This is a genomic window from Streptomyces sp. NPDC059743 (genome assembly GCF_042732975.1).
Taxonomy (GTDB): Bacteria; Actinomycetota; Actinomycetes; order Streptomycetales; family Streptomycetaceae; genus Streptomyces.
This window is the reverse complement of the sequence record NZ_JBHWGS010000012.1, coordinates 145,781-158,118: the sequence shown is the minus strand read 5'-3', so window position 1 is coordinate 158,118 and position 12,338 is coordinate 145,781. Positions and strand designations below refer to the sequence as shown.

Here is a 12,338-nt window from a genome sequence, read left to right as displayed (position 1 = left end):
TTTTTTTTACACTCCTCCTCCCCCCCGGGGCCCCCCCCTCCGGGGGGGGGTGCCGGGGGCGGGCGGCCCGGCCGGCGCGCCGCCGCGCCCCCCCCCACGACAGGCCCTTCCGCAGCTTCATCTTCGGAGAGAGGAATCAGCATGAACGACTGGATCTGTATGGAAACCACCGGCGAGGACGAACTGCTGCCCGTGGAACTCGGCGATGTCGCCGAGCTGACCGAAGGCCAGGGCGGCGGTCAGAGCGAGGACAAGCGCCGCGCCTACAACTGCTGACCTCTTGGGTGCCCGGCCTCGGGAATCCGGTGTCGGGCACCGTACTCAACACCAACCCCACGGAGACTTCATGACCTTCGGCGGTTTCAGCAGTACAGGAGACGGTCGCCTTCGGCCTGAAGGCGCCACGCCCATCGGCGCCGGATCGTCAGCCTGGAGGCTCGGCGACGCACCGGCTCGTTCTGCCATGGCACACGGCGGGCACCGGAGTGTCCTGCTTCTGGGCTGGTGCGGTGCCACGCCTGCCGAACTGCGGCGCCTGGCCGATACCGCGCTGCCGGCCGATATCGCCTGGCGGTGGCCCGGTACGTACACGGTCGTCGAAGAGACTCCGGACGGGGTGGTGCTGCACACGGATCCCGCTGCTGCCCTGCCCCTCTACGCGGCCACTTGGCGGGGTGGTTGGGCCTGGTCCACCTCCGCCCGCGTGCTCGCCCGTCTCATCTCGGCCCCCGTGGACGCCCGGCGGCTCGTCTGTTCCGTTCTTGCACCCTCGGTACCGATGCTGGCGGGCCCGCGCACCTTTTTCGACGGGGTGGAGCAACTGGCACCGGGCAGCCGGATCGAACTGCCCGCCGATGGCGGCAGCCCGCGGTGCACTGTCCGATGGCGTCCCGATCCTGTTCCCGGCCCGCCGCACCACCGCCTCCGAGAGGCTTTGTCGGCGGCGGTGACCCTGCGGATGGAAGCAGGCCGCGAAGTATCCTGTGACTTGTCCGGCGGCCTGGACTCCACCACTGTCGCCGTCCTGGCCGCGACATCCCTGCCGGGCAAGCACCGCCTGAACACAGTCACGATCCATCCCGAAGGCGACGAGAGCGGGGCAGATCTCCACTACGCCCGGCTGGCATCCGCCGCGTATCCGGACCGCATCACCCACCATCTCCTCCCGCTGGCCGCCGAGCATCTGCCTTACACCCGGATCACTGCCGTACCGGCCACCGATGAACCCGCGCCCTCGACCCTCACCCGCGCCCGGCTGACCGGCCAGTTCCACTGGATGCGCCGACATCTCGGCAGCCGGACTCATCTGACGGGCGACGGCGGCGACAGCGTCCTGTTCCAACCGCCCGCCCACCTCGCCGACCTCGTTCGTCACCGCAGATGGCGACGAGCGGTGAATGAGGCTCTCGGCTGGGCACGCTTGCGCCATTGCCCGGTCACACCGCTCCTGCGCGATGCCGTGGCCATGGCCCGAATCGGCCGTCGGGATGCCCTCGCCGATCTCGCCGTATCACTGGCCGGTTTCGCCGACGCCCCGGCCTCTCGGGCCCGGCCCGCCGTCGACCGAGGCGGCGTTCGCTGGTTCACGCTCCTGCCGATGCCCGGCTGGGCCGAGCCTGCGGCCCTGCGGCTTCTGGCAGAAGCCGCAGACGGGGCGGTCGACACAGAAGACACACTGACCGGCCTGGACGCCTCGGTCCGGACCCTCGTGGACGAGGTACGCGAGGTCGCCCGCACCGCTGTCGCCGACGTCGGGCTCGCCGCCACCTGCGGCATCGACCTGCACAATCCCTTTCTCGACCCACGCGTCATGGACACGGTCCTGCGGACCCCGATCGACCACCGCCCACCGGTCCACGGCTACAAACCGCTCCTCGGCCGTGCGATGCGGCACCTGCTGCCGCCTGCGGTGGCCGCCCGTACGACGAAGGGCAGCTTCGACGCCGACCACTACGCAGGACTGCGCGTCAACCTGCCCGAACTCCTCGATCTCGCCGACGGTCACCTCTCCGACCTCGGGCTCATCGATCCGGGTCGGCTCCGTCGGCATCTGCGTGAGGCCGCTGCGGGCATTCCGATGCCGCTGGCCACGCTCGAACAGGTGCTGAGCGCCGAAGCGTGGCTGCGTGCGCATCACGAGAACCCCGGACCGGCCTGGACCGATGCGCCTGCGGGGAGGACACGTTCGTAATGGGAGTACACGTGCGTAGTCCACTGCGAAATCCACCCCGGTTTGCCGCCTTTCCGAGCCACATCCGGGCCGTGGACTTCGGCCATGTTCTGGTCTTCATCGACTACCGGAACGGCCGTGTCCGGTGTCTTCTGCCCGCCGCCGCGGCCCTGTGGCAGGACGCCGCCCGCACCGGACGCCTGGACGCCATGGCTCCCGCGCTGGCCGCAAGGCTTCTCGCCGACGGTCTGCTGGTTCCCGCGCCGGTTTCGACGCCGTGGACAGCCCCGGTCACCGCCCGCTCCGCCCCAGCGAGTTGGGGAAGCGCCGAACACCCGGCCGGAATCAGCCGTCCTCCGCGCGTTCCCCGTCGGTCGGGCATCGCCGCGGCTGCCGCCCTGACAGCCGTTCTCGCCATCAGGCGCGCCGGACCTGCGACGACCGCGATGCACCGTGTCACGGCAACGCTGAGGGCAGCCGCGTCAATCTGTCGCCACGCCGCCACCACCGACCAGGTAAACGCTGCGGTCCTCGCAGTCCGGCACGTCGGCTGGTATTCCCCGGGCCGTACGGCCTGTCTGGAGGAGTCCGCCGCCACCGTCCTGCTGCTGGCATCACGGCGGCTCGCCGTCACGTGGTGCCATGGCGTCGCTCCCGACCCCGTGCGTCTGCATGCTTGGGTGCAGACTGTGGACGGCATTCTCGTCGGCGAGCCGCGCTCGACGCTTGCCTGTACGTCCGTTCTTGTCATCGGAGGCCGTCATCAGCGTCAGCCCTGAGCCGATTCTGTGGATCGGTAGCGATACCTGCGCACTGGGCCCCTACCGTGCCGATCTGGTCGAGACCTACTGGCGCTGGGAGCAGGATCCGGCTCTTCTCGTCGGTTATGGCCGTCAGGCGCCCGAGTCGCTCGAAGCCCGTACCGAGGGCATGGCCCATCAACTCCGGGGCGAGAACATCCGGTTCACCATCTACGACCTGACGTCCGGGAATCCGGTCCCGTCAGGTGTCGCCACGCTCCTGCCCGATCACTCCGTACGGACCGCCGAGTACGTGATCATGCTGGGCCCCGAGGCCCGGGGGCGCGGTCTCGGTACTCAGGCGACCCGGCTCGCCCTTGACTACGCCTTCCACATCACCAATCTCCGGATGGTCTGGCTCAAGGTCCTTGCCCCTAACGCGGCGGGCGTCCGCGCCTATCAGAAGGCCGGGTTCCGCGTCGCGGGAACGCTTCGCGAGGCCGGGTACTGGCTCGGGCAGGTCTGTGACGAGATCATCATGGACGTCCTCGCGAAGGACCGCAGCGGTCCCTCTGTCATCGTTCCGATGCTGCCCGAGTAACCGCCCAGGAGGCGTTAGCTCTTGCGGATCGCTGCCGCCAGGGGCGGGGAGTGGTACGCCGTTGAGCGGCCCGAGAGCCAGGATTCCAGGTCGGGTGGTTGAGGGCGGGCGCCGCCCAGGGCGTAGAGGGCTACCAGGAACAGCGCGCCCGTCACGGTGATGGCCAGCGTGATCGTCACGGTGAGATGGAAGCCCCGGCCGAGACCGGTCGTCAGCGCGGCGTGCAGCAGGACGGGTCCGACCAGGAACGCCGCTTCCGAGCGCAGCAGTTCGACCAGCGCGAAGGTCGGGCCGATCTGCGACGACGGTACGGAGAAGCCCGCCAGGAACAGCCCAGGAGTGACGCCCGCGCCCGCGCCGAAGCCCAGGAAGAGCGCGGCCACGGGGACGACCGTCGACGCGTTTGCCGTGGACACGGCCAGCAGTACGGCCGCGCCGACAGCCACGCTGACCGTTCCCGACAGCGCCAGATACGGTGTCCAGCGCGTCGCCACCAGCCGCCGGAACAGTACGGCCGCGACGAAGATGCCCACGATCTGCGGCGTGACGAGCGTGCCGACGCGCAGCGGCGAGTAGTGCGCCTCGTCGGTCAGATAGCCCTCGGTCAGCTCCAGCAGAGCGGTGAAGCACGCTCCGACGAGCATCGCGTTGACGGTCCCGACGACCGGCAGCGTATTGCTGATCGGCCGCACCGGCATCAGCGGATTCGCCTTCCTGTACTGACCTCCCACCAGAAAAAGCCCGCAGATCAGCCCGCACGCGACCGGCAGATAGAACGCCGGATCGCCGAACGAGCCGCGCGTCAGCCAGGAGACACCGAAGAACGGCAGCGTCGTGGTGCCGAACGCCAGCGGAATGGCCAGCCAGTCGAACCGCGCCCGGCGCGCCGGCGGCTCATTGCCCTTGAACGCCAGGGCGCCGACGGTCAGCCCGATCGCCGCCAGCGTGGCGATCCCCGCGAACAGCGGTCGCCATCCACCGAGACTGCCGGCCAGCCCGCCCACCAGCGGCCCGAAGGCCACCATCCCGAACAGTCCGAGGCTGACCACGGCCGCCGTCGTCGCCAGTCGCTCGATCGGGTGACCCGTAACCAGCGGCGGCAGCGCCGAGACCAGCAGCATTCCCGTGCACAGCCCCTGAAGAATCACCCCGGTCATGAACAGCCCGATGCCCGGAGCGCTCAGCGCCAGCACGGAACTCACCACGAAGCCGGCCTCGCAGATGAGATAGAGATGACGGCGCGCCACCCGCTGTACGAGATCCGCGGCGGCCACCGCGCCGAACGCGTACGCCGCGTTGGACATCCCGCTGGTGAGCTGCAATTCGAACCGCGTCGCGCCGAGATCCCGCATGATCCGCGGTTCCATCAGGGTGGTGGCCGTGGTGAGGATCAGATACGGGCTCAGCGCCAGCAGCGAGAGGGCGACGGCGGCGGGATAGCGCCCGGCCAGCGGGACCCGGCCGAACAGATGCGGTGAGGACGGGCCGGACCGCGACGGGCCGGACCGCCATGCGCTGAACCGCGACGGGTTGAACCGTGACGGGCTGAACCGCAAGGACGCCTCCGGGGCCGAGGTCGTGTGAGGGCCGCGAACCCGGTCGGACCTGGGCAACCGACTGCCCTGGGCGCCGACCTCCGTGCCGTCCTTCGTGGTGCGACGCCCGAGGTCTGCCGGGCCGCCGCCTCAGCGTACGGTCGTACGCTCCACCGCCCGGACTGACACGCCCGCCCGGCGGGCCCGTACCGCCCGGCCCGGTCCGTACCGCCCCGCCCTGCCCAGCCAGCCCGGCCCCCGGCTACGCGACCGTCGCGTGCAGCGTCACTCCCGTCAGCAGCTCCGACTCGGCCCACAGACGCGCGTTGGCTCCGGTGTCCAGTGCCCTGCGAGTCGTACGGGCCGTCGTCGTCGGGCCGATCAGGCCGAACCGTCCGCCCGGACCGTAGTAGCCGCCCGCCACCGCGTCGGCGCTGGTCGCCGCGTACAGCAGCGGCTCCGTACCCTGCTCCGCCGCCTGCGACGGCAGGAAGGTGAGCGACGACAGCAGGGACGCGCCGCGCGACGGCTTGTCACGGCCGAGGCTCGCGCCCGCCGTCTGGAGATTGGTCCGCGTGTAGCCCGGGTGCGCGCCGGTGCTCAGCAGCGGCCAGCCGCGCTCGGCGGCGATCACGGCGAGCTGCTGCGTCAGCATCAGATCCGCGAGTTTGGACTGCGCGTAGGAGAGGTTCGGGCTGTAGCGGCGGCGCTCCCACTGGAGGTCGTCGAAGTGGATCCGCCCGTAGTTGGCCGTACCGCTGCTCATGGTCGCCACGCGCGGCGCCGTGGCGGTGAGCAGCAGCGGAAGGAGCCGGACGGTGAGGGCGAACGGGCCGAGATAGTTGGTGCCGAACTGGAGCTCGAAGCCGTCGGCCGTGGTCATCCGGGTGGGCGGCGCCATCACTCCCGCGTTGTTGACCAGCAGGTCGAGCGGTACGCCATCGGCGATGAGCCCGTCCGCGAACTCCTTCACCGACGCCAGGTCCGCCAGATCGATCCGGCGCACTTCGAGCTGGGCGTGCGGGTGCTCGGCCAGGATCTCGGCGCGGGCCTGCTCGCCCTTGGCGACGGTACGTACGGCCATGACGACGCGCGCCCCGGCGCCACCGAGACGGCGTGCGGCTTCCTTGCCGGTACCGCTGTTGGCGCCGGTGACGACGGCGAGCTTTCCGGTCTGGTCGGGGACGACGTACATGGTGACTCCCAGGGTGAGAGGCGGATCAGGGCAGGTCAGGGGCTGGTCACGGGCAGATCAGGGATGGGCCGGGACCGGCCTATCCGAACCTGCCCGGGTTCCCAGTAGACCGGCGGTCTGTTGTCAGCGAAGCTATCAGACCGTCGGTCCGATAACAACAGACCGGAGGTCTGTAGTCTGGTGCCATGACCATGCCCTTCCAGCGCGCCCGCAGCGACGAGCAGCGCGCCGCGCGCAGACAGGCGATCCTCGATACGGCCACCGCGATGCTGACCGAGATGCCCGTGGCACAGGTGAGCCTCAACGAGCTGAGCCGGCGCGTCTGCCTCGCCAAATCCAATGTGCTGCGCTACTTCGAGTCCCGCGAGGCGGTGCTGCTCGAACTGCTCGACGTCGCGTTGCGCGAATGGCTGGATCACCTGGATGACGCCCTCGCCGCCGCGGTCGACGCCGGCGCGCCGCTCTCCCAGCGCGCCGACCAGCTCGCCGCCGCGCTCGCGATCTCCCTGGCGGACCGTCCTGTCCTCTGCGACCTGGTCAGCGCGCAGGCCGCGGTGCTCGAACGCAATGTCTCGCCACGGGTCGCCGCGGAGTACAAGCGCGCCGCGCTCGCGAACATCGGCGTCCTGGCCCAACTCCTCCGCGCCCGTCTGCCCGAACTGGACGAGCCCGACGCGGTACGGTTCGGCGCCGCGGTCATGCTGACGACCGGCGCGGTCTGGACCCATACCCAGCCCTCGGCGGCGATGCTGGCCGCGTACGAGGCCGATCCCTCGCTCGCGGCCATGCGGATCGACTTCACGGGCGCGGTGCGCGAGATGTTCGAGGTGCTGCTCGCGGGCCTGCTGGTACGGGCCTCACGCTGACGCGCCGGCGCAGGGCGGCGGCGGCCCGGCGTCCGTATCGTACGTACGGTCTGCACCGGCCGTACTGCCTGTGCTGTCCGTGCCGCCCGTGCCGCCCGTGCCGCCCGTGCCGCCTGCGCCCACCGCGAACTCCGCGAACACCGTCTTCCCGGCCGTACGCGGCTCCGTCCCCCACCGGTCCGCGAGCTGCGCGACGATCAGCAGCCCTCGCCCGAAGCACTCGTCTTCGTCGGCCGCGCGCGGGCTCGGCAGCCGCTCCCCGCGCGGATCGCTGACTTCGACGCGCAGGCTCCTGGGACGGAGGGTGATCCGTACCTGGAAGAGCTGGTTCCGCGCGCAGGCGTGCAGCAGGGCGTTGGTGGCGAGCTCGCTGACGGTGAGGCCCACGGACCAGGCGAGTTCGGCCCTTCCCCACTCGGTGACGAGCCGCGCGGTGCGATGCCGCGCGAGGCTCACGCTGCCGGCGGTGGGCGTGTAGTTGAGGCAGTCCTCCCGGAGGACGACAGGCTCGGGCTTCGGCGTAGCGGCCTCTTGGGCTGCGGACATGGACGCGGCACCTCCGTGCGCGGTCGGGATCTGCCCGTACGGGTTGCGCCTGACGGTGGCGACGCCGCGCGTGCCTTTTGGGGTGCAAGGCAGCACGGTGCACTTCCGCCAAGTGGCGCCGCTGTGCGAGCGGTTGAGTGCCGAACGTAACGGCTGGAGCGTTACGGAACAACCTCCCGGAGAGAATTATCCCCGGGAGGGTGATTGTGGGTCGCCGGACGGATGTTGCAAACTGCGGTTGACCTCAGGAGGGGATGTGCGGTGACGCAGCGTCGCGCGAACACGGGAAACCGTGTAACGACAGTTCTGGCCCGCCAGTTGGGCGGTCAGTTGCTCGCCTTCAGAGAGGCGGCCGGCCTCAATCAGTCGCGTGCGGCAGAGGCTCTCAGCTCGCAGACGGCCAAGGTCGGGAAGATGGAGCAGGGTTGGGTGCCGTTTCGTGATCCGGACATCATCGCGCTGTGCAAGCTGTACGCAGTCGAGGACGACGAGGTTGTCGCGGATCTGCTCCGACTGGCCAAGCTGGACCGTGAACGCCGTAAGGCGAAGGGTTGGTGGAACGCCCTCGACCAGGGGAACCTGCGTGAGTACATCGCGATGGAGGACGCGGCGCTCAAGATGCGCGCATGGCAACTCTCGCTCGTCCCAGGGCTGTTCCAGACGCCGGACTACACCCGCTCGATGGTGGTGCCCGACATCGCGACGGACGACATCGGACACATTGAGCAGATTGTCGACGTGCGGCGGAGGCGGCAGGCCCGTCTGTACGGCGATGATCCGCTCCAGGTGCACGCAGTGATCTGGGAGGCGGCGCTCCGTCAGCTCATCGGCGGAAGGCAAACGATGGGGAAGCAGCTCGCGCACCTGCGTGAGCTGACCGAACTGACCAACGTCCAGATTCAGGTGCTGCCCTTCCGGGCCGGTGGTTACCCTGGCGTGGGAGGCCCCTTCAACATTCTGTCCTTCGCCGAGGAGGGCGCGGTGGACGTGGTCCACATGGACGGTCTGCGCTCCACGGTCTGGGTCGAAGGCGCGGAGGAGAGTGCGGCCTACGCGGGACTCTTCGGGCGTCTCTGCGCCGTCAGTCTCTCGCCCTATGACTCTGTGCAGCTCATCGAGAGCATTGGCAAGGAAATGAGTGCGTGACATGTTCTGCTTCAGGAAGTCCAGTTACAGCAACCAGACCGGCGAGTGCGTCGAGGTCGCCCTCAACGTCCCCGGCACCGTCGCCGTACGGGACTCCAAGCGCCCCACCGGCCCGCTCCTGCGCGTCAGTCCCACCGCCTGGGACGCCTTCCGCGCCGGACTCCGTCGCCCGTAGCCAGGGGCGTTGGCAGGCGGCATCGGACCAGAACGTAGGTCGCACGCGGCCCTTGCACGCCCGTATTTGCTCACCGACAGTGGCTGAAGCTCAACGCAACGCATCTGCCCCTGTGCTGAGATGGGATGCACGTCCGGCACCGGTGATCCAGGAGGAAAAATGACCAGTCACTCCGTTGGCCATGGGGCGGCAACGCCGATTCCTTGGGGCATGGGCCGCATGGCTCCGCTGCGGAATGGGGAACCTTCGCCGTGGCGATACGCCGGGATCGATCCGCAAACACAGACGGGCCGTTGGGTGGGAAGTGACGGCTTACCGACTCCTGCTGAGCTCGGAAAGCACGGCACTTCCGTCAACACCTACCCGCCCACTCAAGTCGGGAAAGACGGCAAGGTGGACGCCGACAGTGGCCACGACGCTCAACAGGACGAAGGACAGCAGTAGCAGATGGACAGCCGTCCGGTGCTGGTTGCTACCGAGTATGAGGACCCGACCGCCGATTTGGTCATTGCGGAGTTGAACCGGCGCCGGGTGCCCGTTCTGCGTTTCGACCCCGGACGCGACTTCCCTGTTCCCGCTGTGCTTTCGGCTCGCATAGGATCAAGCGGTTGGGGCGGACGTCTTACAGTTGGCGAACGCTCGGCGGATCTGGCCAACGTGCGTGCCTTGTACCACCGTCGTCCGAGCAGTTACACGCCGAATGGCGACCACCAGGCAGCGCGGTTCGCCGCGCAGGAAAATCGGCGCGGACTTGGTGGAGTGCTGGCCGCCCTTCCCGGTTGCCTCTATCTGAGCCATCCCCAGGCCATTGCCCGCGCGGAGTACAAGCCCGCGCAACTTGCGGCAGCGAGCCGTGAAGGGCTCAGTATTCCCCCTACTCTGATCACGAGCGACCCGGCGGAAGCGAAGTCGTTTGTGACAGAACAGCCCGCCATCTACAAGCCGTTGCATGCCGGCGCGTACGACGTTGACGGTGAGCCTGCCGGTATCTGGGCTGCCCCGGTCGATCCTGGCGAGATGGACGACCGTGTAAGCCACTGCGCCCACTTGTTCCAGGCCCGGATTCCAAAGACTTCCGACATACGCGTGATTGTCGTTGGTGAGCAGGTTTTCTGTGCGCGGATTACCGCACCGCCCGGCGTGGTGGACTGGCGCGCTGAATACCGGAACCTGAGCTATGAGCCGATCCCATGCCCGGATGACTTGCGGCGGACCATGCTTCGGTTCCTGGTCGGCTTCGGACTCAACTTCGGCGCGTTCGACTTCGCGGTAACCGCGGATGACGCGTGGTGGTTCCTGGAATGCAACCCGAATGGACAGTGGGCATGGCTCGAAGAGGCGGCGGGACTGCCCCTCACAGCGGCTGTCGCTGATCTGCTGGAGAACGGAGAGGGCGCAAGTGACTGACGATATTTCCTCGAAAGGACTACGCGCAGACCTTGCCCGGTGCCTTTCCGTGACCGGGGCGCTGCGAAGCCCGGAATGGGAAGCCGCCGTTATGGCCGTGCCTCGTGAAGCGTTTCTGGCTGATGGATGGTTCGAGTACGAAGACGGGGGCTGGTACCGTCCCGTATTCCTCGCCGACGGGCCCGAGCGGCTCAGGCGTGTGTACGAGAATGACACCCTGGTTACCCAGGTGGCGGAGTCGGTTGTACCGCGCCAGATCGAAGGGCGGATTTCCCACCGGCCCTCTTCTTCATCGACCCTGCCAGGGCTTGTGGTGCGCATGCTCGAAGAACTTCACGTATCCAAGGGGACCCGGGTACTGGAAATCGGCACCGGAACGGGCTACTCGACCGCGCTCCTCTCTCATGTGACCGGTGAGGACAACGTGACTTCCGTAGAGGTGGACTCGGATGTTTCCGCCCGTGCCGGGATGGCTCTCGGCGGACTGGGCTATTGGCCCGACCTGGTTGTCGGCGACGGGCTGGCGGGATACGAGAACAACGGCCCGTACGACCGCGTGATCGCCACGTGTGGAGTTCACACCGTTCCGTCGGACTGGATCGCTCAGACTCGCACCGGAGGTGAAATCCTTGTGACCGTGTGCGGATGGATGAACGCATCCGAACTTGTGCGTCTGACCGTGGCTGAAGACGGAACGGCGAGCGGGCCTGTCCTGGGCGGGCACGTCTCGTTCATGCTCGCGCGGTCCCACATTCCCCCGGCGCTCGGAATGCTGCCGGATCTCGATTCGGAGGAAGCCGCGCCCACGAATATCGGCGGTGATGTACTGGACGACTGGACAGCGCGTTTCCTCGCACAGTTCGCGACACCAGGGGCCCAGCGCTTCACACTGCCGCGCAACGGCCGGGACGAACACGTCGTCATCGACGTGGAAGCCGGTGCGTGGGCAGCCGTATTCGAGGACAGCGGGCAATGGATGGTCCGCCAGGGCGGCTCCGCCCGGCTGTGGGACGCCATCACGGATCAGATCATCCGATGGAGGGAGGCCGGCGAGCCGCCCGCTGAGCGGCTGACGCTGCATGTCGGATCGGACGGACAGCGCATCATCTGGGCGTAGCCGCAGCCGCGGCCCTGCCAGGTCCCCCGGATCGGCAACTCGCCGACGCGGCCTCCGAGTACGAGGTGACCTGGCAGGGAGCGCGCGCTAGTTCGTGAAGATGAAGTACTTCCAGGCGCCGTGCGTCGTGGAGTTGACGGTGTCTCCGGAGCTGCTGTTGATGTACGAGGAGCGCACCCGGGCGCGGATGCCGGATTCGCCGGCATGGCCCAGGTTGACGGTCGACTTTCCGTTGGTGCCGAGCTTGAAGTACTCGGTGGCGCCGGCGTACCACTTGTCCTGGTAGTACAGCTGGAGTTCGATCCGCTGCTTGCGGTCCTTGTAGTAGCTCATCGTCGTCGTGGAGATGACGTCGGTGTTCTTGCGGAAGTAGTGGTACGTCGTGGAGCCGATCTTGCCGGTCTTGTAGTGCTTGGACAGCGCCGTCGAGACCCTGACCTTCGCGTACGCCGTGGACTTGACCGACCTCGGGGCATAGCGGGCGTCGCCCTTGAAGACGGCAGTGACCGTGGCGTCCCGGGTCATGTCCAGGGTGACCGAGAGATTGCCCTTGGAGTTGACCGTGCCGGTCTTCATCAGCTTGTTCGGCTTGTCGGAGCCGAAGGGATCGGCCCAGATCTCGACCGTGCGGTTCTTGTACGTCGTGCCGAGGTGCGCCGTGAACGCGACGACCTTGCCGGTGTAGTCGGTGACGACGATCTTGTTCTGGCTTCGGTCGCTGAAGTACAGCCGCTGGTGGACGCCGTCAACGACTGTGTCGTCCGCCTGCGCGACCGCGACGGGCCTGGTGGTGTCGGCTGACGCCGGTGCGGCGGTGAGAACCGCCGAGCTGACAACGCG

At 68.3% G+C, this 12,338-nt stretch carries 14 protein-coding genes and 1 pseudogene; 11 read left to right on the top strand and 4 right to left on the bottom strand.

The window, feature by feature from the left end:
* Positions 1-141: 141 nt before the first annotated feature.
* The 4 genes from ACFV6H_RS22350 to ACFV6H_RS22335 all read left to right on the top strand — a co-directional run bounded on the left by ACFV6H_RS22350 (position 142) and on the right by ACFV6H_RS22335 (position 3,511).
* Positions 142-276 carry an albusnodin family lasso peptide gene (locus ACFV6H_RS22350; RefSeq protein ID WP_385544817.1) on the top strand — a complete coding sequence of 45 codons (135 nt, stop codon included), beginning with the start codon at positions 142-144 and terminating at the stop codon, positions 274-276.
* A gap of 70 nt (positions 277-346) precedes the next feature.
* The gene (locus ACFV6H_RS22345; protein WP_385544813.1) at positions 347-2,191 is read left to right on the top strand and encodes an albusnodin/ikarugamycin family macrolactam cyclase; all 1,845 of its coding nucleotides are present in this window, start codon (positions 347-349) and stop codon (positions 2,189-2,191) included.
* 71 nt (positions 2,192-2,262) lie between these two features.
* The gene (locus ACFV6H_RS22340; protein ID WP_385544810.1) at positions 2,263-2,949 is read left to right on the top strand and encodes a lasso peptide biosynthesis B2 protein; all 687 of its coding nucleotides are present in this window, start codon (positions 2,263-2,265) and stop codon (positions 2,947-2,949) included.
* 34 nt (positions 2,950-2,983) lie between these two features.
* Positions 2,984-3,511, top strand: coding sequence for a GNAT family N-acetyltransferase (locus ACFV6H_RS22335; protein WP_385545077.1), 528 nt, complete (start codon positions 2,984-2,986; stop codon positions 3,509-3,511).
* Between the two features lie 14 nt (positions 3,512-3,525).
* Here the strand turns inward: ACFV6H_RS22335 and ACFV6H_RS22330 are convergent, their stop codons facing one another.
* Both ACFV6H_RS22330 and ACFV6H_RS22325 read right to left on the bottom strand, forming a co-directional pair.
* Positions 3,526-5,067, bottom strand: a complete 1,542-nt coding sequence (locus ACFV6H_RS22330) for an MFS transporter (protein WP_385544807.1) — start codon at positions 5,065-5,067, stop codon at positions 3,526-3,528.
* 241 nt (positions 5,068-5,308) lie between these two features.
* Complete coding sequence (locus tag ACFV6H_RS22325) at positions 5,309-6,241, bottom strand: SDR family oxidoreductase (protein WP_385544804.1); 933 nt, start codon at positions 6,239-6,241, stop codon at positions 5,309-5,311.
* A 191-nt stretch (positions 6,242-6,432) separates the two neighbouring features.
* Between ACFV6H_RS22325 and ACFV6H_RS22320 the strand changes: the two genes are divergently transcribed.
* Positions 6,433-7,107 carry a TetR/AcrR family transcriptional regulator gene (locus ACFV6H_RS22320; protein WP_385545074.1) on the top strand — a complete coding sequence of 225 codons (675 nt, stop codon included), beginning with the start codon at positions 6,433-6,435 and terminating at the stop codon, positions 7,105-7,107.
* Here ACFV6H_RS22320 and ACFV6H_RS22315 read toward each other — a convergent pair.
* Positions 7,099-7,653: an ATP-binding protein gene (locus ACFV6H_RS22315; protein ID WP_385544801.1), complete on the bottom strand. Its 555-nt coding sequence runs from the start codon at positions 7,651-7,653 to the stop codon at positions 7,099-7,101. The two genes, ACFV6H_RS22320 and ACFV6H_RS22315, sit on opposite strands and share 9 nt — an antisense overlap.
* Before the next feature lie 261 nt (positions 7,654-7,914).
* Between ACFV6H_RS22315 and ACFV6H_RS22310 the strand changes: the two genes are divergently transcribed.
* From ACFV6H_RS22310 to tgmC, 5 genes are all read left to right on the top strand, one after another.
* Positions 7,915-8,799 (top strand): helix-turn-helix domain-containing protein, encoded by an 885-nt coding sequence (locus tag ACFV6H_RS22310; RefSeq protein WP_385544798.1) that lies wholly within the window; start codon positions 7,915-7,917, stop codon positions 8,797-8,799.
* 1 nt (position 8,800) lies between these two features.
* A complete protein-coding gene (locus ACFV6H_RS22305) occupies positions 8,801-8,974 on the top strand; it encodes a DUF397 domain-containing protein (RefSeq protein ID WP_385544795.1) in 174 nt (57 codons plus the stop codon).
* 120 nt (positions 8,975-9,094) lie between these two features.
* Entirely contained in the window at positions 9,095-9,418 is a 324-nt protein-coding gene (tgmA, locus tag ACFV6H_RS22300) for a putative ATP-grasp-modified RiPP (RefSeq protein ID WP_384979291.1), read from the top strand.
* A gap of 3 nt (positions 9,419-9,421) precedes the next feature.
* Positions 9,422-10,381: an ATP-grasp ribosomal peptide maturase gene (gene tgmB / locus ACFV6H_RS22295; RefSeq protein ID WP_385544792.1), complete on the top strand. Its 960-nt coding sequence runs from the start codon at positions 9,422-9,424 to the stop codon at positions 10,379-10,381.
* Positions 10,374-11,498 carry an ATP-grasp peptide maturase system methyltransferase gene (gene tgmC, locus ACFV6H_RS22290; protein ID WP_384979286.1) on the top strand — a complete coding sequence of 375 codons (1,125 nt, stop codon included), beginning with the start codon at positions 10,374-10,376 and terminating at the stop codon, positions 11,496-11,498. The genes tgmB and tgmC overlap by 8 nt, the downstream gene beginning before the upstream one ends.
* A gap of 87 nt (positions 11,499-11,585) precedes the next feature.
* On the opposite strand, the pseudogene ACFV6H_RS22285 reads toward tgmC, so the two are convergent.
* A pseudogene (locus ACFV6H_RS22285) lies at positions 11,586-12,173 on the bottom strand (Ig-like domain repeat protein); the annotation flags it as partial.
* Here ACFV6H_RS22285 and ACFV6H_RS22280 point away from each other — a divergent pair.
* Positions 12,150-12,299 (top strand): hypothetical protein, encoded by a 150-nt coding sequence (locus ACFV6H_RS22280; protein WP_385544789.1) that lies wholly within the window; start codon positions 12,150-12,152, stop codon positions 12,297-12,299. The pseudogene ACFV6H_RS22285 and the gene ACFV6H_RS22280 sit on opposite strands and share 24 nt — an antisense overlap.
* The last annotated feature ends 39 nt before the right edge of the window (positions 12,300-12,338 follow it).

What these genes read in the sequence shown, in the direction of transcription:
- ACFV6H_RS22350 (WP_385544817.1), top strand. Translation starts at nt 142, where the DNA reads ATGAACGACTGGATCTGTATGGAAACCACCGGCGAGGACGAACTGCTG.
- ACFV6H_RS22345 (WP_385544813.1), top strand. Translation starts at nt 347, where the DNA reads ATGACCTTCGGCGGTTTCAGCAGTACAGGAGACGGTCGCCTTCGGCCT.
- ACFV6H_RS22325 (WP_385544804.1), bottom strand. Translation starts at nt 6,241, where the DNA reads ATGTACGTCGTCCCCGACCAGACCGGAAAGCTCGCCGTCGTCACCGGC.
- ACFV6H_RS22320 (WP_385545074.1), top strand. Translation starts at nt 6,433, where the DNA reads ATGCCCTTCCAGCGCGCCCGCAGCGACGAGCAGCGCGCCGCGCGCAGA.
- ACFV6H_RS22315 (WP_385544801.1), bottom strand. Translation starts at nt 7,653, where the DNA reads ATGTCCGCAGCCCAAGAGGCCGCTACGCCGAAGCCCGAGCCTGTCGTC.
- ACFV6H_RS22305 (WP_385544795.1), top strand. Translation starts at nt 8,801, where the DNA reads ATGTTCTGCTTCAGGAAGTCCAGTTACAGCAACCAGACCGGCGAGTGC.
- tgmA (WP_384979291.1), top strand. Translation starts at nt 9,095, where the DNA reads ATGGGATGCACGTCCGGCACCGGTGATCCAGGAGGAAAAATGACCAGT.
- tgmB (WP_385544792.1), top strand. Translation starts at nt 9,422, where the DNA reads ATGGACAGCCGTCCGGTGCTGGTTGCTACCGAGTATGAGGACCCGACC.